This window comes from Halobellus inordinatus (assembly GCF_024498335.1).
GTDB classification, from domain to species: domain Archaea; phylum Halobacteriota; class Halobacteria; order Halobacteriales; family Haloferacaceae; genus Haloquadratum; species Haloquadratum inordinatus.
The window spans coordinates 1,895,094-1,915,410 of sequence record NZ_CP101825.1 but is presented as its reverse complement, the minus strand read 5'-3'; the positions used below and the strand labels follow the sequence as shown (position 1 = coordinate 1,915,410).

Genomic DNA, 20,317 nt, shown 5'->3' with positions numbered 1-20,317 from the left:
GACCGGCCCACTCGGGCCGTCGCACAGATAAAGAGTTTTCCGCTCGCACGCGAGAGACGGAACGATGAGTACCTCCCACGAGTACGACGTCGTGGTCGTCGGTGCGGGGACGGCTGGCTGCTACGCGGCGGCCACCGTCGCCAGAGAGGGCCTCGACGTCGCCATCGTCGAGCGGAAGACAGCCGAGGAAGCCGGACACATCGCGTGCGGTGACGCGCTGAAGGGCGCGGACGCGTTCCCGGAGGCGATTCCGAAGTCCCAGATCGAGGGCGCCTTCACGAACACGGGCGTCGACCACGGGCGCTTCGAGATCCCACAGGAAGACACCGTTCTCGAGATCCCCGTTCCGGGTGAACTCGCGGTCATCGACCGCTGGGAGTACGGTCGTCTGCTCATCGAGGGCGCAGAGTCCGCCGGCGTCGACTTCCACTACGACACGGTGGTTCAGGACGTCGTCCAGGACGACGACGGAACTGTCACCGGAATCCGCGGGACGCACAAAGGCGACGTCGTCACCTACGACGCCGACGTCGTCGTCGACGGTGCGGGCTCGCTGTCGCTCCTGCAGGACAAGACCGACTTCTCGAACGCCACCTTCGATACGAACGTCTCGTACTCGCAGTTCTGCTCTGCGTATCGGGAGATCGTCGAAGTCCCCGAACCCGTCGAGTGGGACGACGCGCTCGTGTTCAAGCCCACCGAGCGCGCCGCAGGCTACCTCTGGTACTTCCCGCGCACCGAAACCACGATTAACGCGGGATTGGGCTTCCAGATGAACGAAGAGCCGATGAAGCTCGTCGACGACTTGCGCCGCGACCTCCAGCACCGCCCCGAGTTCGAGGGTGCGACGGTCACGGACAAACTCGGCGCGGCGCTGCCGACGCGCCGCCCCTACGACTCCGCGGTCGCCCCCGGCTTCCTCGCCGCTGGCGACTCGGCGGGCCACGTCAACCCCACGACCGGCGGCGGCATCGCCGGCGCGGCTTACGCGGGCACCTACGCCGGCGAGCAGGCGGTCAAAGCGATCTCCGAGGGCGACGTCGGCGAGGAGAACCTCTGGCGCTACAACGAGCGCGTGATGGACCACTTCGGCGCGCGCTACGCCGGCCTCGACGTCTACAACATCCTCTCTACTGCGGTCGACGTCGACGACCTGATGGGCCTTCTCGCGTCGCTCCCCGGTGAAAAGCTCGCCGAGGCGCTGTACTCCGGCACGACCTCTTTCGGCCCGACGCTACTCGCGAAGACCGTCAAGGATTCGTACGGCTACTGGGGGCAGATCCTGCACTTCTACAAGACGAAGAACCTCGCAGACGACCTGATGCAGCACTACGGCCGGTACCCGGGTCGCCCGGAGGCGCTCGACGTCTGGCAGGCAGAGCGCGACCGCCTGATGGACGACATCTACGCGGTCACCGGCGCGGAACCGAAGTACTGACCCGCCGAACAGAGTACCGTCTACGCGCCCTCTCTCACCCGATCGTACGCTGCCGGCCGCGACGGGGGCTGACGCACCGAAGACACTTACACCGCACCGGAATACGTGCAGGGGTATGGACCGACGAGCCCTCCTTGCGAAATCTGGTGCCGCCCTCCTAACCGCCCTCGCCGGGTGCGGGACCGACCGCTCGCCCGAGACCGCCGATCGAACGCCGTTGACGACGACGGACCCGCCTCCGTCCTCGACAGCTACCGATACGCCGGAACCGACGATTCCGATCCAGACGCCGGCGGAGGGCAACTGCGATCCGGCTGACCGACTCCGTCCGATGCCTGATTCTCCCCGAGCGAGAGGGTATCCGACGCATCCGGGCAGCATCGACACACCGACCGTTCGATCGTTCGCGACCGGGTACGAGCGCGCCTATCGGTACAACTCCAGACTGCCCGAATTCGAGAGTGTGCAGGTCGACGTCGATTCCCCCGAGTGGGCCGTCGCCGACGCACAGAACGGACTCGCCGTTGGTCTCGACGGACGCGTCCAATTCGACGATCCGTCGACGTCGTCTGCGACGGCCACGCCGCTTCCGTCTGGGTTCTTCGAGTTTGCCGTTTGGTACTACCTCACTGAGCGGTTCGCGCTGCGGACTGAGGCACGCACTGGGCCTCTCGAAGAAGGAGACGAGCCAGATCTTCGGAGTGGAACCATCGTCGCGTGTGGATCGCCGGACGGCTGACTCGCGTCGTATTCACCGCTTGAGCGACGCGACGGTGTCGCCGTCACGACGTTCGACCCCCACCAACCCGTCCTCTGCCAAGTCCTCGAGAAGCCCTCGGAGCCACTCTCTCCCGTACGTTCCGCCGGGCGCGTAGTCGACTCGCACTCGCGGCCCCAACTCGTCCAGCGCGAGTTCGTCGTACTCTTTGAGCGTCGAGACGACCCGCCCGCGCATCTGTCGACGGCTTCCCTCGAACTCGGGTTGTGTGGGCACGTCGGGGGCGGTGAAATCGCCCGTCTCGTAGGCGTGACACCACTCGCGCCACGGGCAGCCGGCCTCGTCGCACTTTGGCACCTTCTCGCAGGCGACGCCGCCGAGTTCCATTATCGCGTTGTTCCAGACGCGAGATCGGCCGTCGGGCATCAGTCGTTCGGCCCCGCGTTCGAACGCCGCGTCGTCGTCGGGGAGGTCGAAGGCGCGGTACAGCACTCGCTTGACGTTCGTGTCGACGACGGCGTCGCCGTTGTTGAACGCGAACGACGCGACCGCGTTCGCCGTGTACGGGCCGACGCCCATCAGTTCGGAGAGTTCGTCGGGCGTCCGCGGGAACGATCCGTCGTACTCGTCTCTGACCTGCTGTGCCGCCTCGTGGAGGTACTTCGCACGGTTGTTGTAGCCGAGCGAGTGATCGCTCCAGAATGCGACGACGTCGGCGCGGTCGGCGGCCGCGAGGTCGGCCGCGGTCGGCCACCGGTCGAGGAAATCCTCCCAGGCGTCGACGACGCGGTCGAGTTGCGTCTGCTGGCTCATCACCTCCGAGACGAGAATCTCGTAGGGGTCGTCGGTCTCGCGCCAGGGGAACGCGCGGTGGTCGGCCTCGTACCACGACACGAGCGCCTCGCGGACGCTCGATAGGGTTTCTTCGTCGATCCGGAGCGCCTCGCCGTCGGTCATCGTCGGAGTCTGGGACCGGCGGGGCTTGTGGATTCTGATCGGCGCGCGCGAACCCCATCGAGAGCGCACCGAGACGAAAGCCGTTTGGCCGCGCCACCCGAGAACCTGGGGTATGAGTCTCGACGAACTCACCGCGGACGTGGAGTCGGCCTACGGCGACCTCGACGAGGAGCAGTCCGTCTCGCTGGACCGGGAGACGCGCCACGAACTCGCGATGCTCGCGGCGGCGTTCGGCACCGAGGAGACAGACGAACTGCTCCGGCGCGCGGTCCATCTGCTCTTTCAGACGACCGTCGACCGCGGGACGCTCGATTTCCATCTCCGACAGGACTACGACGTGACCTACGACGAGTATCTTTACTCCACATCGAAGGATACTATGAACCAAAATCCGGGTGGACTGCCGGGAGATGATGGACCGCGCCGGTATCAATTCTAGATCTAGTCCCTTCCTCCCTCTCGCTCCTCATTTCGATTTGAGCTTGCTCAATCAATCATATAGTACGCTCAGTAGGTTTTCTTGTGAGGTGAGGGGTATCCATCCTCTTCGATCAAAGACTTCAGAATCTACGCTGTGTGAGGATTGAGTGATTCTAAATCAATTCTGGATATAGTGAAACACTTGTCCAAAGAAGGTATGTAAAATCATAACATTTTTTAACTTGTAGCCCTAATTATTAAATATGGATGAAAGAACCACAATTCCTTTGGAACGCAAAACACGGAAGAAGCTCGCGGTTGAAAAAGACCTTCGGGATTCTTCTTCTTACGATGAGCTTTTAAACGAATTGCTACACAGCTACGGATTTTTAAGTAATCAGGAGTGATTTTTTATGACGAAAGTAACTATAGTAAACACCGGCAGCGGACCACAGATTCAAAAAGAGGTTGAGATTGACGAATTGTCAGAATATGGAGATTCGTGGCAGATCGTCGGAAGAGACAAAGATGCTATCGTAGAGGAGCTATCTAAGAGCGAATCTAAGAGCGATAGAAAGGAGGAGGTGGCTGCTCAAGCATTTAGAGATCACGCCAAGCGAAATAACTCCCCTGTTTTCGAGGAGCTAGCAGACGATATCGAATCCGATTCTTCCTCTTCCTCTAACGAAAATGATGATCCTGAGCTAAAGGCCGACGACTTCGATTCGTGGTCCGATATGAAGAGCGAGATGAGGGAGAGACACGAAGAGAAACTAGGGGACAGAGGACTAGAGCAAGAACTTGATACGCTCCGGAAGGGTGCGCGAGAGCGAAAAGGCAAGGGGAATGCAAGTACGGCATTAGCCGAATACCTCGAAGAGAAGGCCGACAAAGCCCTCGAAGATGGATCTAGTGGTCCGGACCCCCGTGATCGATTGGAAGGAAAGGACGTAGATACCTCCGAGATGGCTGAAGCAGCTAGCGAGGCGTTTGAACGCTATGCCAGAAGTGGTGACTCCCGGCACAGTGAGGTTTGGTCCGATCTGAGCGAGGAATATGAGGAATTAGCTCAGTCTGAGCCATCCATCGTCCGAGAAGAGGAGAACCCCTCTGGGGTCGATGACACCCATCTCGCGGAATTTGAGAACGGAACCCGGAGAGTCACCACTACCAATCCCGAAGTGAAGGAAGAGCTTAGAATCCTCACAGAAGAAAAAGAGGGTGTCCGAATCGAATCCCACGACGGGGAGACAATGATTGGAGTCGTTGAGGATATGGGAGTGTTTGATCAATGAAATGCCAGAATTGCGATTCTGAGGAAACCCACGGGGAGTGGGATATGGCCTTCGTTGGATCTAGCGAGTACAAACCCTCCCTTAGAGTCTACTGCGATAGCTGTCAAAACGTGGACGAATATGAACCGAATGGAAACTGGATCTTGAAATGATCGATACACCCGACAAATGCATCAAGTGCGGGGCAAAGGGTCTAGACACGGATCTGCGCATTGAGCGATATGGATCTGCCAGACTTCTTCTCAAAGTGGGTTTATATTGTATCGAATGTGCTTGGGACGAGGAATATACAGCGAAACTTGATAAAGGAATTTGAAACTATGAATCAAAATACTACCAAATCGCCTTATACGGGCTATAAAACGATGAGATGGACTTGCTCAGATGGGGATATCATCTCAGTTGTAGAGGAGTACCAGCAGGAGAATGATCTAAACGATGGGGAGTTGATCGAGGCCGCCCTTTACAACCTCATCATCGAATCGTAGGGATTCCTCTCAACAATTTAATTACGTATAGATGCTTGATTTGTTCGACATATGGACGCAGATAGCGGAACCAATCTCGCAGTTCTATATGCAACGTTAATTATTATTATCGGCACGATTGTGACAGAATGGCCACCTGAGAGACTGGATGTCGTATTCTGGGTTAGTGCCGTTGTGACCGCTCTGATTGTAGTACGAATTGGGCTATTGATTTGGGACTTAGATCCACTTCTCAACTGAATGTATCAGGAGAACGGTGTGTTCAATAATCGTTCGGAGCTGTTTTTGGTTACTGAGGATAGCTAAGATATCGTCTAATAGCTCTCAAGGGTCCCAAGCATCTTAGATAGCAATTCAGATTCCGTTATTTCATCATTTTCGATCTGCATAATCCACTCATTCTCAATAATATAAGATCCGACTGGATCTCGATCTGGTGGTGCCATTTCAGCAAATAGTCTTTCAGTTGAGACCCCCTGTAATACCGCTCCGTGGTATGATTCAGAAACGTCTCTCATATCTTGGATAATATCGTCGGTGGTTTCAACAACTGATTCATAGACAATCTGGGCTTCATCTCCCTCGATTGAGTAGCTGCGCATAGTTATTCCAAAAACAGATAAGCTTGATCCCATCATCTCCATAATTTCCTTGTCTGAAGGCTCTTCCTCAGTGGGTGTTGGGGTAGAGGTGTCCGTTGGTGTTGGGGTAGGAGTGTTTGTTGGTGTTGGAGTAGGAGTGTCCGTCGGTGTTGGAGTAGAAGCCTCTGTAGGAACTTCCGTAGACGTTTCAGTTTTTGTGGGTCCATTATCTGAACCGCCGGAACAACCTGTTAAAACAACACTCGTACCCATTCCGAGTAAGACTTTGCGACGTTTTATCATACCCTAACTAGTTAAATCACAAACAGAAAAGTAGTCACAAATTACCTCTGAGGACTTTTGAATCCCAGTCTAATTTACCCGAGATTGTATTTGATAGATCCTCTGGTCATATGAATAATACTTAAGTAATGACAAGTAAAATCAACCAATATGTCAACTCAGATGGGTCCGGTTGAGTCTGCATTGAGGTTTGGAGTTATCGTAATAATAGCAATAGCAATTATGGGTTCGTTCAGTTGGTGGGTACTAAGTTTAGATGGTCCTCTGTGGCCAATTGTGGCAATTGTGCTAATCGTGGGCGCTATGGTAGTAGTATCTTATGAGAGATTGATCGGGTGGTGACTGATTTCGCGGTCCTGCCGGTCATCCGCGGTCTAGATCTATTTTGACTACTTGTGACCCCAAAGTCCCCCTGACAGACTTGCTTTAGTACCCTAAAGCAACATTGTCACCCCCCTGTAAGGATTAGCACACCTAGACAGATGCTATTAAGATATCAACCGAAGTAATAATTCTAATTTCCCAGACAAAACTAAGGGGGTAGCTAGAATAGCCGTTATCAGTAGTACAACAAGGAGAACCTCGGCTCCGAGTAATATATAATTCTGAATTTTTATGTGGAGGATGATGGACTGCATATCGCTTTTTAGATCGTCAATATGCTCTTCAGGGATGTCGTGTGAACTTATCTCCTTACCCCCAGAATATCGAGTATGGTTAGAACGCTTTTTTTTCACCCAAGTTCTTGATCTTAGACTCGACAGAGAGATGCTTTTTCTCAATATAGTCCCATAATTGATGTGGGCATCTCTCAGAATACAGTTTAACAGGTTCGCCGCTCTCGATACTTTGAATATTTGAGAAATAATGGGATTTTATTCGGTTCCTTGCCTTTCGCTCTTGGCGAATGGATGGAAAAATTTTCGCGAGAACACCACCGAAATCGATTGAAACCATTATATCCGAACCCCCAAGATTTCGATACCACTCTTGGCTTTTCCTGCCGCTTCATTATTCAGATTCAAAGCCAAGGTTCGAGTCTCGTCTAAGATGTCTTCTACTTCGTTATAACTAGTAGTCTTGGGAATTGAGTACTCTTCTCCTTCACTTAGGTTGTTAATCGGGATTTCGCTTTGGAGCAATTGAAGATTGTTATTGATCCGGTTAGCTTTCTCTACTACAGAGTCAGAGATAGAAATACTAGGGTTTAAGCGGGAATTGAAATCTTTCCGCAGCTCTTTGAATTCTTGCTTGTCTTCATAATCAACGGACTGTTTATCAATACAAGCTGCAGATATTGAATTGGCTCGATGAGCTAGGTTTGATATCTTACTGTACCATCTCCGTCGTTCTCTTCTTTGGTTGAATGCTTCATTCAAAAACCACCCAAAGACACTACCAGAGAAACCACCCAAAGAGAAACTAACAGACATTGGGATGTTTGACAGATTCTCAATCATACCCAAAACCTCTCAAGTGTTGCTAAAAAGCGTAACTCTCGGTCCATTTTAATTTAAAAGGCCAAAGCCAAAATAGAAACAAGAAGAATTCCCCCTGACAGGAAGATATTCGTAAGTCGCCTCTGCCGCTCAGCCTTGATTTGGTGGGCAAGCTGTAGGCCCTCTTGGGTTAGTCCATATACCTTGACCCCAGTGTTGTTATTGACTTCCACTAATCCTGTTTCTATCAAATATTGCAAACTATCGTCTATATCTTCCTCAAATTTTGGTTCAATCTCACTATAAAATTTGTTCGCAGAGCCGGTTAACAGGCTCATCTCTTTCGCATCGAGCATTCCAGAGTCAATCTCGGGGTTCGTAACGATTTTATGTTGATACATCAATAGAAGAATTTCCACCCAATTGTCATCATTACGCTGTAGAGGGTACCTCATACTATTTGAAACAGCATTTAGGACAAAAAACATATCCTACCGGGGATTCCTTCGATCCGGATCAATTCGGAGCGACAAGTAGCAGTCACCCCCAGACAAGTTTTCGGAAAGTTTGGACAAATATGCGCGTAATATCCTAAGATATCTCCCTCTATTTTGAATAACTAGTAATCATCTCTTCTCTTTCGATTGTTTTCAGGGGTTTTAGTGTATGCCACATCCCCAATCATAATATTTCGAGATTCTGTGGGTAGATGCCCCAAAACCTACAAATATTAGCGAATTAGCGAATTGACCATTATCATCGATTCGTCTGGGGTTTTGGAGGTGATTGAATCCTAATCCACCGATACAAGGATAGAGACTACAGGATTCAGGAGATTATGGATATCCCCGGATAGCAAATTTCATTAGCGACGTGAGAGGCCCAATCCCCTAGGGTATTTGATAGGTTATTTACTAATTTAGGTAGACCTAAAAGTAGCCCCTCGAAGCCAGCCTTCTGGGGGCGGATCTACCCTTTCCTCACAAATCCACATAGAGTCAGATTTTGAAGCTCAGAATCGATTTCTATCTTCCGAGAGGGAAACATCATCTCACCTCAGAAAACCTCAGGAACCCGGCAGAGCTTCAGAATAAGTAACTCAAAATCGATTCTATCCGGAGCGCTATGCGTAGAATGCAAACCGAAGCCGAAGAGGAAGGCACAGATCCACTTGTGTTGTGTAGTTGTCTGGATCAGACAACTACACAACACAGATTAAGGAAATCGCAGTACAGAGATGACATTGAGTTAATTCCATACTCCTGAATATATAAAATAACTCCCCGAATCGCCCGAATCCTTCCCACTTCCTGATAGGTTTTCTAATTTCGTTTATTGTGTCGATGAGAGAAAAACAGAATGTAAATCGCTGGCAAAGCTCTAGATCTAGATCGATGCTCGAAGAGCTACAGACTCAAAGTGAACATTGATCGAACCAAAGAGAGTCTGTATTAGCTGCTAAGACTGCATAGAGCCACATACATCAATCCTATTGGATTCTTTGGGGATAATGAGTTATTGGGTCATTGAATTGAAAAACGTCTTAGAAGGCTATAGAATGGCATAGAATAGATTTGTTATAAATGAATAATATAGAGTGTATTTCCTAAAGAATAGGTAGAGAATAGTTTTATTCGTTTAATTCGTTAAGTATAGAAGGAAGTAAGTACATTGTACTGTATTTGTAGATTGTTTGATGTATATATTAAATATGTTGTGTTTTGGAGCAAGGGACTCCGTAATAATGAGTATGAACAACCACTATTTTCCATATATTTAAATCTGTGAACAGTATTTCCCGAATTTTAGGATAAGATAGTATAGTATACTAGTCTAGACTAAGGAAGAGAAGAGGGGAAGGGACTACAGGGATGGGGAGTAGAAGATCACTCTAGTATAGTAGTATAGTCTAGAAGAGGGAAGAGAAGAGAAAGGAAAGGGGACTACAGGGGATAGGTTAGAGTAGAGTAGTATACTAGAATAATATATTACTAGTTCTTACGAAATCCAATCTAAAATTTACACAAATATATTCTTAGATCAGTATTTCCCAGACGATTGTCCAGTTATTTCCGTAAAAGTTATAAGTTTTCATACCGTAGTAACATATGGGGCGTTGACTCGTCCTGTTCCGTCTCTCTGACGGGCGAAATAAGCGCAATTGGGCGACGTGTTCTCTGAACCACTTCCTTTGGCTTCCGCCTCAAGTCTCTCAACTTCGTTCACAATACACCTATAGGGATTAGCATAAGTAGTGATACACTTTTGGTGCAGTAAGTCTCGGGATTGTTGCTGTGAGGAAGCGTTTCACGTCGTCAATCGTCTCGAAGAGCCGATTCTTTCGGGCGGCTTTGAGCTGGAGCCAGCAGTTCTCCAGTGGATTCAGCTCAGGCGCATACGGTGGTAGATATTCAAGAAGCAGGCCGTCGCCAGCGGCCTGCTTCTTGAGATCCTTGGCGATGAAATACGGCGCATTGTCCAAGACAATCACGAGCTTCTTGCCGAAGCGATCGCGGAGTGCTCGCAAGAAGTACTTGCTGACCGTGGCGGTGAACGAGTCGGGCGTCAGCGCGACGAAGTGCTCACCAGTGTCAGTAACTGCACCGAGCATATTGATCGCCGCTCGCCCGCCCGAGACCGGCAGTCTCGGGCGGGAGTTCACCGGAAACCACGTCGGTTTCTGATTCGTCGAAACCGCCTCTGTATGCTGATCAATGACCGCAATCGTGTACCCGTCAGCCTTCAGCGCCGACCACTTTTTTTGAACTCGCCACGCCAGCGTGCCTTCTCAGCGGGATCGGCTTTGTAGTGGTACGGCCGGGCTGTCTGCCGTGACAGCCCGGCCTTTCCGAGGAGTCGGTACATATGCGCGTGAGAGTACTCGACGCCGTAGGTGTCGAGGATGTGCGACCGGAGGAGTTCAGGTGACCACGCAGGATCGTCGTAGCCGGCCTCTGTCGGCGACGCGTGCAGCGTCGCCGTCAGTTCCGTCCACTGGTCAGCGGACAGCCGGGGTGATCGTCCAGCCTTGGGGGCGTCGCCGAGCGCGGTGACGTCGCGCTCGGCGACTACCTCCAACCAATTGTATCCAGTTTGAGCAGGAACACCGAGCAAGTCTTCGATTTCATAGGCGGAGAAGCCCGCATTGTAGAGGAGCGCAACCGTCAGTTGCTTGGTCGCTTTCGCATCAGTTTCCCTCCGCAGTTGCTGGCGCAACTGCTCCGGATCGACACCATCCAACTTTGCACCCTCACGAGTCATACTACTCTTACGCGCTCAGAGAGCATCAATACCTCTGCTAATCCCTATAATAATCGCGTCCAATGCTCATCGAGGGAGATGGGTCGGACCCTTGCGGATACCCACTTTCCTCATACTCTACAACTCAATAGCGATGTGTGTTTGCTCGCTAGTAGCCACAGACGATTTATCAATCACCCCCGGAGTGACATTTAATGACGGATCTGACAGAGGATCAAATCGAAGCGTACCAGACTGCCGCACAGTCGGATCTACCCATTAGCTGGTTCGCTCAGGCTCTCTTGAAATCCGAAGGGATTCCTGTAGCAGATAGACAGAGGAGTGAGGAGGTCACTGTGCGACCGAAGGACACGCCCACAGTCGGAGAGGAGAATGAGGGGGAGTCAGTTTTCGCTTTCTGATAGAGCTTCTTCAACGATTTCGGGATTCTCCCGTAGTATCTCCCCAATATTCTCTTTGACGTGTTTTTTAATTTCGTCTACGGCTTCTTCCTCTTCCCCTTCGGCTTCGCCCTTGGATTCATAGATATCGTCTTGAATTTGATCTTTCGCGGCTTGAGCATCTAGGGTAAACTCAAGGCCGCACCACGGACACAATTTTGCGCTCGCCGGGGGATTCTCACCACATCGGGGGCATACTGTGGGTGTTGCCTCGTTTTCTCGCTCTTCAACGTCTAGGTCGAATGCTTTTCGAGCCTCGCGGATGTGGTCACTATCCTTCAGGTGGGCATAGGTGGATTCCATTACTTGGCTCTCTGGTGCGTGGCCGAGTTGATGTTTGATAGCACTCTCCGGCACACCGCGACGAAGCGAAATAGTGACAAAGTTATGTCGCAGGGAGTGAGGATTCAGGGGCTTCTCAACGTCTGTCCGGTCTTTCATCCGCCGGAGAGCTTCGTAAACGCTTGATTCTCCCATTTGGGTCCGTGCCGTCTCTTCGTCGCTTAAGTTTCGATCTTCTTTGTATGGTCCACCGTTAGAGAACGAAGGGAGAGGTGTGAAAACATAGGCTTCAGGATCATCGGGATTCGGATGGCCGGTTTGCAGCCATTGTCGAATCGAAGCCGCAGAGAGGAGTAAGTCGCGCCACTTGCCGTTTTTATCTGCTCCTTTCAGGCCCTCTTCCTCCTCGTTGAGGCAAAATTGCTCTTGCTCAAGCTTGAGGTTCTTGATTTTGAGGGTCCGGGTGGCACTTGCTCGTTGCCCCGTATATATCAGAAAGTCGAATAGCGCCAAATCCCGGTTGTTTCGTGCCGCTCCTCGAAGCTCCTGAATCTCCTCACGGGTGAGCATATCGTCGGGGTCAACACCCGTATTCTCTTGCGTTGGGACCGGGATTTCTTCTTCGTTGATTCCCGCTTCGGTATGAACCTTGTAGAATTTCCTGAGAGCGATAGAATACAGTCTGAGGGTCCCATTCGTCAGTCCGTCGTCTTTGACGCTATGGTGTTCTCCGTCTTTATACTGCTGTAGTAACTCCCTCAATTCCAATTCGGAGGTATCCAATAGATCAACGTCCTTAGCGAATCGCCGGCATTTTTTGACGTAGTTCTCAAGCGTACTGGGTGCGTTTGTTTTCTCTCCCTCCGGCACACTCACCAGCATTTGATCTTCGTCGTATGCCTTTGCCATATGCAGGATGGCTTCGGCGTTGTCCGGATTCACAAAGTCCTCTTTCTCTTTTTTGATCCTCTCCAACTCGCGGGCGTAGTTCCTCGACTGTTTCCCCATACTACGAATCACGGAGTGCATCTACAAAAGTATTCTTCGTACTCACCGGAAACAACGACGAGTACCTCTCCGGAATGACGTTCGAGGAGATGACCGGGCAGAACCAGTACCCGCAGCGCGACGACGAACGCCGCTATCAGATGTAGCGTCCGCCGTCGGCAGGCGGCGCTGTCGAAGCGGAGAACTTTATCCCGACTCGCCGACGAAACCCGGTATGGACACCGACGAAGTCGAACGACGGATCGAAGCGGGGATCGAAGACGCGGACGCACAGGTCACGCTCCCGCGCGTCCCCGACGAGGACCACGAGGACGCGCACTTCGCCGCCGTCGTCGTCTCGCCCGCGTTCGAGGGGAAGTCGCTCGTCGAACAGCACCAGATGGTCTACGACGTGCTCGGCGAGGCGATGACGACCGAGATCCACGCACTGGAGATGAAGACCTACACGCCCGCCGAGTACGAGGAGTTCGCGGGCGACGCGGCCTGACCGCCAGGCGATCGCGAATCGGCTCTCACGTTTGTCTCGACAGCGTCAGCCGCTGAACTGCCGCTCGAACCGCGTGATGGCGTCGTCGGTGCCGGCGACGACGACCTCGTCGTCGGCCCGGAAGGTGAACTCGGCCGGCTCGAACTCGGTGATCGTCGCTTCGTCTCTGATGATCGCGACGACTGTACTTCCGGTTTCGGCTCTGACATCCGCCTCGACGAGCGTCTCACCGGCGAGGTCCGCTGCCGGCATCCGGACGACGCTGATCTGTTTGTCGTACGCGAGCACCTCCTCGTCCTCGAACGCGGTCGACGCCAGCATCCGACCGCTGACGGTGGCGAGCGATTGAACGTAGTCTGCGCCCGCGCGGTACAGTTTCTGCACGTCTTCTTCCTCGTTGGCTCTGACGACGATCTGGAGGTCGGGATTCAGTTCGCGGGCGATGAGCGTCGTGAAAATCGCGGTCGTGTCGTCGGCGACAGTGAGGACCAGTGCCGACGCGTCTTCGATGCCCGCTTCTCGCAACACGTCCGGGTCGCGCGCGTCACCGATCACGTCGACGTTCTTCGCGGCCTCGATGTCGAGGACAGTCAGCCGAGAGCTGGTTCGTGCCAGTGCCTCGTAGGCCGCTTTCCCGGAGTCTCCGTAGCCGGCGAGGACGATGTCCTGTGAGGAGAACCGCCGGACGGCCGAGGTCGTCGCCTCGCGAAGTTCCTCCACCTGCGAGTACTCCCCGGCCACCAGCAATCGCGTGCCGTCCTCCAGCACGTCTCCGGGCTCGATCGGCGTCTCGAACTGGCCGTCGAACCAGACGCCGATGACGTTCACGCCGAAGCGTTCGCGCAGTCTCGCTTCGGCGAACGTCTGGTCCGCGAGGTCGCTGTCGGCTGCGACCGTCACCTCGATTACCTCGAAGTCCTCGTCGATGGCGACGCCGGCGTCGAGGTTCGTCCTGACGGTCGTCGGCACCTCCTCGGCCAGGCTCTCGCCGAGCAACTGCCGCGGCGAGAGGACGCTCTCGGCGCCGGCGACGCGGTGGTACTGCGCGAGATCCGTGTCCTGGACGAGCGTGATGATTCGTACTTCGGGAGCCGCGTCGCGCGCCGCAAGCGCGATGCTCGCGTTGGTGTCGTCGGCGACGTCGGCGACGACGGCGACCGCCGACTGTACCTGCGCGTTTTCGAGCGTCTGGGTGGATTCTGGGTCGCCGTGGATGACCTGATAGTCGTCTTCGTGTAACTCCCGCGCCGTGTCGGCGTCGGCTTCCACGAGGACGTACTCACGGTCGCGGGCGTCCAGTTCCGTGATGAACGTGTCAGTGTGAGGCGTGTGGCCGCAGATGACGACGTGGTCTCGAAGATCCGCGATCGACTCGGGCGCAGAAGGGGTGAGCACGTCGCGGAGCCACGGCACGGCGAGCACGTCGACTGCAGTGAGGATGAGACCGATGCCGGTGAGTTGCATCACGATCGCTAAGGCGTTCATCCGGAACGTCTGCCAGGGGGCGTCCTCGCCGTAGCCGGTCGTCGTGAAGGTCTGGATGACGACTTCGAGCGACCGATACAGCGGCTGTGGCCGGTTCTCCCAGTGGGCCATCCCGGCGTTGTACACGGCGGTGAAGACGAGCGTCGTCAGGACGACCAGCGCGAGGTAGTAGACCCCCCGACGGGTACGGAACGCCATATCTGCGCGTACAGGGCACCGATAGTTATACTGTCGGACGCGAGCCGGGACGGCGACGCGTCGAGAACGCCGGGCGCGCCGGGAGCGGCGGGTGCTTCGAGAGCGTCTGGTACGTCGGGTGCGCCGGGAGCGGCGGGGATGCCGTTACGCCCCTGTCAGGACACAGGAGAATCGAACCGACGGGTTTTACGCGCCGGCCGGTCGTCGCTCCGAGTATGTCCGACGACGAGTATCGCATCGAGCGGGACAGCCTCGGAGAGATGCAAGTGCCGGCGGACGCCTACTGGGGCGCACAGACCCAGCGGGCGGTCGAGAACTTCCCGATCTCGGGGATCGGGTTCGGCCGGCGCTTCGTCCGGGCGCTCGGCGTCGTCAAGAAGGCCGCCGCGCAGGCGAACCGCGACCTCGGCCTCCTCGAAGCGGAGACTGCCGACGCCATCGTCGAGGCGGCCGACGAGGTCATCGCCGGCGAGCACGACGAACAGTTCCCCGTCGACGTCTTCCAGACGGGGTCGGGAACGTCCTCGAATATGAACGCCAACGAGGTCATCGCCAACCGCGCCGCGGAACTCCGCGGTGAGTCCATCGGCGACCGCGTGGTCCACCCGAACGACCACGTCAACTACGGGCAGTCCTCGAACGACGTAATTCCGACGGCGATGCACGTCGCCGCGCTCGAAGCGGTCCAGAAGGACTTGGTGCCGGCGCTAGAGACGCTCGCGGAGGCACTCGAAGCGAAAGAAGCGGAGTTCGACGGCGTCGTCAAGACCGGCCGCACGCACCTCCAGGACGCGACGCCGATCCGACTCGGCCAGGAGTTCGCCGGCTACCGGACGCAGGTCGAGAAGGGAATCACGCGCGCGGAGAACGTCAGCGACCATCTCGGTGAACTCGCGCTCGGCGGCACCGCCGTCGGGACTGGCCTCAACACCCATCCGGAGTTCCCCGAGCGCGCCGCGGAGTACATCTCCGAGGAGACCGGCCTCGAGTTCCGCCCGGCCGACAGCCACTTCGAGGCGCAGGCCGCCCACGACGCGATGAACGAGGCCCACGGCGCGCTGCGGACGGTCGCAGGCTCGCTCAACAAGATCGCGAACGACCTCCGACTGCTGGCGTCGGGTCCGCGCAACGGCCTCGGCGAGGTCGAACAGCCGGAGAATCAGCCCGGCAGTTCGATTATGCCCGGCAAGATCAACCCCGTCGTCGCCGAAGCGGTGAATCAGGTCCACAAACAGGTCGTCGGCAACGACGCCGCCGTCTCGGCCGGGGCCGCCGAGGGTCAGATCGATCTGAACCTCTACAAGCCGGTCATCGCCCACAACTTCCTGCAGTCGAGCGAACTCCTCTCGAACGCCTCGGAGGTCTTCGCCGAGCGCTTCGTCGCCAAACTGGAAGCCAACGAGGAGGTCTGTGAGGAGCAGGTCGAGCGCTCGATGGCGCTGGCGACGGCGCTGAATCCGACGATCGGCTACGACAAGGCCAGCGAGGTCGCAAAGACCGCGCTGAAAGAGGACAAGACCGTCCGCGAAGTCGTGATCGAGAAGGGCTACCTCACGGAAGACGAGGCCGACGAGGTGCTCGACCCCGAGACGATGACGCATCGCGGGATTCTCGGCGACGACTGAGCCATCGCCCGGGATCGGCGATTTCGATTCACGCGCCGTTTTCCGCCCCGACTACGTCCAGAATTTTTACGCTCGCCGTCGTATCGGGCGCTATGGCGGGCCCATCTCCCCAGGAATTGCGTCGCGTCGTCGAGCAGTTCCCGACGCCGCCCGACTCTGAGCAGTTCGACCGCGCCGACGACCTCCTCGACGGCGTCTACAGCGCGATGGCGCGGTCGTGGTACCCCGAGTTGGAGCGCCGCGTCGACGCCTACGCAGACGGCGACGTCCTCCGGGAGACGGTGCTCGAACACGTCGAGTCGGTGCCGTCGTTCCGGCTGTCCGACGGAGCGACGCCGCTGTGTGACCGTCGGGACGCGCTCCGGCGGGCGGCCGACGCCCTCGACGAGATCGCGGCGGTGTCGGCGTGGTACGCGGATCTGCGGGCGGTGCTTTCGGACCGACCCGAGGAGTTGACGCGCATCGAACGCCTCCTCCACGACTTCGGGTACGCCCTGGCGCACGGGCTGTTTCTGGGCGCGTCGTCGCCCGAACAGGTAGTGCGGCGGCTCCGCGTGGCCTACCGCTCGGTCGGCGTCCGAATCGACGAAACCGGCTCCGACGCCGGGTGCGAGCGGACGACGTTCACCTGCCCGTATCGAAACGTCGCGGCCGGTCGCTACGGCGCGCGGTGGGTGTGTCACGAGAAACTGGACCGCGTCGACGACGGCTACGTGACGTACCTGCGAGAGCGCGGGATCGACTACCAGCGGCCGCGAGGCTGTCCCGACTCCGAGCAGTGCTACTCGACGGTCGCGAGAAACGGTCCGCGGCAGTGGTGGCCGCGTACGTCGCCCGCGGCGGTAAGGGAAAACGCCGACCCGTGACCCGACGGGACCGCCCCCGCGACGGCGCCGGATTCGATCTGGAGAGCGTTCGGCGCATCCAGCGCAGCTATGGGACCTGGGCACCGCTCTACGACTGGTTCGCGCGAGCGACGTCCTCGATCGGCGGCGTCCGCGCCGGGTGCGTGGCGGCGCTCGATCTCGACCCCGGAGACACAGTCGTCGAGTTCGGCTGTGGTCCCGGTGTCAACCTCCCCGCGCTGCGTGAGGCCGTCGGCCCCACTGGGCACGTCGTCGGCGTCGACATCACGGGGCCGATGCTCGACCGAGCCCGGTCGCGCGTGGCCCGACACGGTTGGGAGAACGTCTCGCTCGTGCGGGGCGACGCCACTACGCCGCCGATCAGCGCGGTCGACGGCGTCCTCGCGACGTTCGTGACGTCGCTGTTCGATGATCCCTACGCGGTCGTGAGTCGGTGGTGCGGCCTCGCCGACAGCGTCGTCGTGGCGAACTTCGTCCCCCGGGGGAGCCGACCCGCGAACGCGGCACTCGATCTGTTCGTTCGGCTCAACGGCCGACTGTTCGACGTCGAGAGCGCGGACGCGCTTTCCCTCCTCGACGAGCGGACGGCCGACTCGCGACGCGCGCTCGTCGACTGTATGGACGAGGTCGCATCCGAGGAGTACGTTTTCGGGACCATCGCGGTGAACGCCGGCCGCAGAAGCCCCGAACACAGCGCCCGAGAGTAGCCTGTCGCGAACGCGACACCGACGCGGTACCGCACCAGTTCGTATCGCGGCATACCGTTTCTCGTCCCCGCGAAAAGATCGATACGTTGATACCAGAACCCGTCGATTTTCAGGTATGCAGGGTCTCCAGTACAGTCGCGACAGCGGTCGGGATCTCCTCGAATGCCGACACTGCGGCGCGACGTTCCCGGAGGGAAAGGCGACGACCGACGGCTGGCACTACGCCTGCCCCGAGTGCGATGAAGGACGCGGCATCGGCGACGGACTGCGCCGGCTGTAGTCGACGCCGACCGGTCGCCCGTTGCGGTGTGGGTGCGCTACCAACAAACGCGCCACCCGTGAACGCGAGCCCCGCCGTCCCCGCCGGCGCGGACTGAATCATTTTTTACGCCGGGGGTTCGCACTCATTCGTAATGACCGCGTACGACTACGACGATCTCGGCCTCGTCGCGGGCCTGGAGATCCACCAGCAACTCGATACCGCGACGAAGCTGTTCTGTGGGTGCCCGACCGAGGAGCGCGACCCGGACGCGGCGACGCGCTCGTTCACGCGCTACCTGCACCCGACGAAGAGCGAACTCGGCGAACTCGACGAGGCGGCGCTCGAAGAGAGCCGCGTCGAACGGGAGTTCGAGTACCTCGCCTACGACACGACCTGTCTCGTCGAGGAAGACGAGGAGCCGCCGCACCGACTCGACGACGAAGCACGGGACGTGGTGCTGCAGATCGCCGAACTCCTCGATATGGAACCGGTCGATCAGGCCCACGTGATGCGAAAGCTCGTCATCGACGGCTCGAACACCTCGGGCTTCCAGCGGACGTCGCTCATCGCTCAGGACGGCGCGATCGAGACGAGCGACGGCCCCGTCGGCGTCGAAGACCTGATGCTCGAAGAGGAGTCCGCCCAGCGCGTCGAAGAGCGCGGCGACGACGTCACGTTCTCGCTTGATCGCCTCGGCGTTCCGCTCGTCGAGATCGGGACGCGCCCCGACATCGACTCCCCGGAGCAGGCCCAAGAGGCCGCCGAGACGATCGGGATGCTCCTCCGCTCGACCGGCGCGGTCAAGCGGGGTCTCGGGACGATCCGCCAGGACGTGAACGTCTCGATCGCGGAGGGTGCCCGCGTCGAAATCAAAGGCGTGCAGGCGCTCGACCAGATCGACGAGATCGTCCGCCAGGAGGTCGGCCGCCAGGTCGAACTGCTGGACATCCGCGAGCAACTGCGCGAGCGCGACGCGTCCGTCGGCGACGTAACCGACGTCTCTGACGTGTTCGCCGACACCGACTCGGGCGTGATCGGCGGGGCGCTCTCGGACGGCGGCTCCGTGATGGCCGTCCCACTGTACGGCTTCGACGGACTCGTCGGGAGCGAGATCCAGCCCGACCGCCGGCTCGGAACCGAACTCTCCGATCACGCCAAGCGGCACGGCGCGGGTGGCATCTTCCACACCGACGAACTGCCCGCCTACGGCGTGACCGAAGACGAAGTCGACGCGCTGCGGGCGGCGGTCGACGCCGGCGACCACGACGCGGTCGCTATCGTCGCGGCCGACACCCAAACCGCCGAACTCGCCATCGAAGCGGCCGCCGAGCGCGCGGAAACGGCCATCGAGGGCGTGCCCGAGGAGACGCGCGGCGCCAACGACGACGGGACGACGCGCTACCTCCGGCCGCTCCCCGGCGCGGCGCGGATGTACCCCGAGACGGACGTGCCGCCGGTCGAACTCGACCCCTCGGAGGTCGAGACGCCGGAACTCCTCACCGAGAAGGTCGAGCGCTACCAGTCCGAGTTCGACCTCGACGCGGGACTCGCCGAGCAGGTCGCCTACGGCCGGCGGATGCCGCTGTTCGAGCAGGCGGTCGAGGAGGGCATCGACGCGACGTTCGCGGCCGGACTCTTGGAGTCGACGCTGACCGAACTCCGCCGCGACGACGTCGCCGTCGCGGAGCTGACCGACGAGCACCTCCTCGCCGTGATGCACCTCGTCGAGGACGGCGACCTCGCGAAAGAGGGCGTCCAGGACGTCCTCGCGACGCTGGCCGAGAACCCCTCGCTCTCGGCCGAGGAAGCCGTCGAGGAAGTCGGCCTCTCCGGCGTCTCCGAGGACGAAGTCCGCGAGGCCGTCTCGGAGGTCGTCGACCGCAACGCAGACCAGGTGGAAGCCGAGGGAATGGGCGCGTTCTCGGCGTTGATGGGCGAAGCGATGGGCGCGCTCCGCGGGAAAGCCGACGGCGAGATCGTCAGCGACGTGCTGCGCGAGGAGATCCAAAAGCGGGCCTGAACGCCGACGCGACCGAATACATCTGCGTGCCGTTTTC

20 protein-coding genes and 1 pseudogene are annotated in these 20,317 nt (G+C 57.6%); 13 read left to right on the top strand and 8 right to left on the bottom strand.

What is annotated here, in order from left to right; all coding sequences use genetic code 11:
- The first annotated feature begins 64 nt into the window (after positions 1-64).
- Together NO362_RS09795 and NO362_RS09790 are read left to right on the top strand one after the other, a co-directional pair.
- Positions 65-1,438: a geranylgeranyl reductase family protein gene (locus NO362_RS09795; protein ID WP_256545087.1), complete on the top strand. Its 1,374-nt coding sequence runs from the start codon at positions 65-67 to the stop codon at positions 1,436-1,438.
- A gap of 115 nt (positions 1,439-1,553) precedes the next feature.
- Positions 1,554-2,177: a hypothetical protein gene (locus tag NO362_RS09790; RefSeq protein ID WP_256545086.1), complete on the top strand. Its 624-nt coding sequence runs from the start codon at positions 1,554-1,556 to the stop codon at positions 2,175-2,177.
- 12 nt (positions 2,178-2,189) lie between these two features.
- Here NO362_RS09790 and NO362_RS09785 read toward each other — a convergent pair whose 3' ends face one another.
- On the bottom strand, positions 2,190-3,113 hold the full coding sequence (locus tag NO362_RS09785; protein ID WP_256545085.1) for an HhH-GPD family protein: 924 nt from the start codon (positions 3,111-3,113) through the stop codon (positions 2,190-2,192).
- Positions 3,114-3,225: 112 nt separating this feature from the next.
- On the opposite strand from NO362_RS09785, the gene NO362_RS09780 reads away from it, so the two are divergent.
- The 4 genes from NO362_RS09780 to NO362_RS09765 all read left to right on the top strand — a co-directional run bounded on the left by NO362_RS09780 (position 3,226) and on the right by NO362_RS09765 (position 5,316).
- Positions 3,226-3,552 (top strand): ribbon-helix-helix protein, encoded by a 327-nt coding sequence (locus NO362_RS09780; protein ID WP_256545084.1) that lies wholly within the window; start codon positions 3,226-3,228, stop codon positions 3,550-3,552.
- A 244-nt stretch (positions 3,553-3,796) separates the two neighbouring features.
- Positions 3,797-3,940: a hypothetical protein gene (locus tag NO362_RS09775; RefSeq protein WP_256545083.1), complete on the top strand. Its 144-nt coding sequence runs from the start codon at positions 3,797-3,799 to the stop codon at positions 3,938-3,940.
- 6 nt (positions 3,941-3,946) lie between these two features.
- Complete coding sequence (locus NO362_RS09770; RefSeq protein WP_256545082.1) at positions 3,947-4,828, top strand: hypothetical protein; 882 nt, start codon at positions 3,947-3,949, stop codon at positions 4,826-4,828.
- 221 nt (positions 4,829-5,049) lie between these two features.
- Positions 5,050-5,316: a hypothetical protein gene (locus NO362_RS09765; RefSeq protein ID WP_256545081.1), complete on the top strand. Its 267-nt coding sequence runs from the start codon at positions 5,050-5,052 to the stop codon at positions 5,314-5,316.
- Between the two features lie 314 nt (positions 5,317-5,630).
- Here the strand turns inward: NO362_RS09765 and NO362_RS09760 are convergent, their stop codons facing one another.
- The 6 genes from NO362_RS09760 to NO362_RS09735 form a co-directional block, all read right to left on the bottom strand.
- Positions 5,631-6,200, bottom strand: coding sequence for a DUF8159 domain-containing protein (locus NO362_RS09760; protein ID WP_256545080.1), 570 nt, complete (start codon positions 6,198-6,200; stop codon positions 5,631-5,633).
- 956 nt (positions 6,201-7,156) lie between these two features.
- Positions 7,157-7,660: a hypothetical protein gene (locus NO362_RS09755; protein ID WP_256545079.1), complete on the bottom strand. Its 504-nt coding sequence runs from the start codon at positions 7,658-7,660 to the stop codon at positions 7,157-7,159.
- A 53-nt stretch (positions 7,661-7,713) separates the two neighbouring features.
- Complete coding sequence (locus NO362_RS09750; protein WP_256545078.1) at positions 7,714-8,094, bottom strand: hypothetical protein; 381 nt, start codon at positions 8,092-8,094, stop codon at positions 7,714-7,716.
- A 1,787-nt stretch (positions 8,095-9,881) separates the two neighbouring features.
- Positions 9,882-10,385, bottom strand: a complete 504-nt coding sequence (locus NO362_RS09745; RefSeq protein WP_256546624.1) for an IS630 family transposase — start codon at positions 10,383-10,385, stop codon at positions 9,882-9,884.
- Positions 10,382-10,900 (bottom strand): winged helix-turn-helix domain-containing protein, encoded by a 519-nt coding sequence (locus NO362_RS09740; protein WP_256545077.1) that lies wholly within the window; start codon positions 10,898-10,900, stop codon positions 10,382-10,384. The genes NO362_RS09745 and NO362_RS09740 overlap by 4 nt, the downstream gene beginning before the upstream one ends.
- Before the next feature lie 383 nt (positions 10,901-11,283).
- Positions 11,284-12,630, bottom strand: coding sequence for a tyrosine-type recombinase/integrase (locus NO362_RS09735; RefSeq protein WP_256545076.1), 1,347 nt, complete (start codon positions 12,628-12,630; stop codon positions 11,284-11,286).
- A gap of 56 nt (positions 12,631-12,686) precedes the next feature.
- Here NO362_RS09735 and NO362_RS14700 point away from each other — a divergent pair.
- Both NO362_RS14700 and NO362_RS09730 read left to right on the top strand, forming a co-directional pair.
- Positions 12,687-12,776 (top strand): annotated as a pseudogene (locus tag NO362_RS14700) (ribbon-helix-helix protein); the annotation flags it as partial.
- Positions 12,777-12,844: 68 nt separating this feature from the next.
- Positions 12,845-13,117, top strand: a complete 273-nt coding sequence (locus tag NO362_RS09730) for a BolA family protein (protein WP_256545074.1) — start codon at positions 12,845-12,847, stop codon at positions 13,115-13,117.
- Between the two features lie 45 nt (positions 13,118-13,162).
- Here the strand turns inward: NO362_RS09730 and NO362_RS09725 are convergent, their stop codons facing one another.
- The gene (locus NO362_RS09725; RefSeq protein WP_256545073.1) at positions 13,163-14,800 is read right to left on the bottom strand and encodes a potassium channel family protein; all 1,638 of its coding nucleotides are present in this window, start codon (positions 14,798-14,800) and stop codon (positions 13,163-13,165) included.
- Between the two features lie 215 nt (positions 14,801-15,015).
- Between NO362_RS09725 and NO362_RS09720 the strand changes: the two genes are divergently transcribed.
- The 5 genes from NO362_RS09720 to gatE all read left to right on the top strand — a co-directional run bounded on the left by NO362_RS09720 (position 15,016) and on the right by gatE (position 20,280).
- Positions 15,016-16,425: a class II fumarate hydratase gene (locus tag NO362_RS09720; protein ID WP_256290421.1), complete on the top strand. Its 1,410-nt coding sequence runs from the start codon at positions 15,016-15,018 to the stop codon at positions 16,423-16,425.
- 92 nt (positions 16,426-16,517) lie between these two features.
- Positions 16,518-17,291, top strand: coding sequence for a hypothetical protein (locus tag NO362_RS09715; protein ID WP_256545072.1), 774 nt, complete (start codon positions 16,518-16,520; stop codon positions 17,289-17,291).
- On the top strand, positions 17,288-17,998 hold the full coding sequence (locus NO362_RS09710) for a class I SAM-dependent methyltransferase (protein WP_256545071.1): 711 nt from the start codon (positions 17,288-17,290) through the stop codon (positions 17,996-17,998). Before NO362_RS09715 ends, NO362_RS09710 begins: the two co-directional genes overlap by 4 nt.
- 115 nt (positions 17,999-18,113) lie before the next feature.
- Entirely contained in the window at positions 18,114-18,278 is a 165-nt protein-coding gene (locus NO362_RS09705; RefSeq protein ID WP_256545070.1) for an HVO_2901 family zinc finger protein, read from the top strand.
- Between the two features lie 133 nt (positions 18,279-18,411).
- On the top strand, positions 18,412-20,280 hold the full coding sequence (gene gatE / locus NO362_RS09700) for a Glu-tRNA(Gln) amidotransferase subunit GatE (RefSeq protein WP_256545069.1): 1,869 nt from the start codon (positions 18,412-18,414) through the stop codon (positions 20,278-20,280).
- Positions 20,281-20,317 lie beyond the last annotated feature (37 nt).

Bases quoted from the DNA above. Each gene is read 5' to 3' on its own strand.
- NO362_RS09795 (WP_256545087.1), top strand. From the start codon at position 65: ATGAGTACCTCCCACGAGTACGACGTCGTGGTCGTCGGTGCGGGGACG.
- NO362_RS09790 (WP_256545086.1), top strand. From the start codon at position 1,554: ATGGACCGACGAGCCCTCCTTGCGAAATCTGGTGCCGCCCTCCTAACC.
- NO362_RS09785 (WP_256545085.1), bottom strand. From the start codon at position 3,113: ATGACCGACGGCGAGGCGCTCCGGATCGACGAAGAAACCCTATCGAGC.
- NO362_RS09780 (WP_256545084.1), top strand. From the start codon at position 3,226: ATGAGTCTCGACGAACTCACCGCGGACGTGGAGTCGGCCTACGGCGAC.
- NO362_RS09775 (WP_256545083.1), top strand. From the start codon at position 3,797: ATGGATGAAAGAACCACAATTCCTTTGGAACGCAAAACACGGAAGAAG.
- NO362_RS09770 (WP_256545082.1), top strand. From the start codon at position 3,947: ATGACGAAAGTAACTATAGTAAACACCGGCAGCGGACCACAGATTCAA.
- NO362_RS09765 (WP_256545081.1), top strand. From the start codon at position 5,050: ATGGATCTGCCAGACTTCTTCTCAAAGTGGGTTTATATTGTATCGAAT.
- NO362_RS09760 (WP_256545080.1), bottom strand. From the start codon at position 6,200: ATGATAAAACGTCGCAAAGTCTTACTCGGAATGGGTACGAGTGTTGTT.
- NO362_RS09755 (WP_256545079.1), bottom strand. From the start codon at position 7,660: ATGATTGAGAATCTGTCAAACATCCCAATGTCTGTTAGTTTCTCTTTG.
- NO362_RS09750 (WP_256545078.1), bottom strand. From the start codon at position 8,094: ATGAGGTACCCTCTACAGCGTAATGATGACAATTGGGTGGAAATTCTT.
- NO362_RS09740 (WP_256545077.1), bottom strand. From the start codon at position 10,900: ATGACTCGTGAGGGTGCAAAGTTGGATGGTGTCGATCCGGAGCAGTTG.
- NO362_RS09735 (WP_256545076.1), bottom strand. From the start codon at position 12,630: ATGGGGAAACAGTCGAGGAACTACGCCCGCGAGTTGGAGAGGATCAAA.
- NO362_RS09730 (WP_256545074.1), top strand. From the start codon at position 12,845: ATGGACACCGACGAAGTCGAACGACGGATCGAAGCGGGGATCGAAGAC.
- NO362_RS09725 (WP_256545073.1), bottom strand. From the start codon at position 14,800: ATGGCGTTCCGTACCCGTCGGGGGGTCTACTACCTCGCGCTGGTCGTC.
- NO362_RS09720 (WP_256290421.1), top strand. From the start codon at position 15,016: ATGTCCGACGACGAGTATCGCATCGAGCGGGACAGCCTCGGAGAGATG.
- NO362_RS09715 (WP_256545072.1), top strand. From the start codon at position 16,518: ATGGCGGGCCCATCTCCCCAGGAATTGCGTCGCGTCGTCGAGCAGTTC.
- NO362_RS09705 (WP_256545070.1), top strand. From the start codon at position 18,114: ATGCAGGGTCTCCAGTACAGTCGCGACAGCGGTCGGGATCTCCTCGAA.
- gatE (WP_256545069.1), top strand. From the start codon at position 18,412: ATGACCGCGTACGACTACGACGATCTCGGCCTCGTCGCGGGCCTGGAG.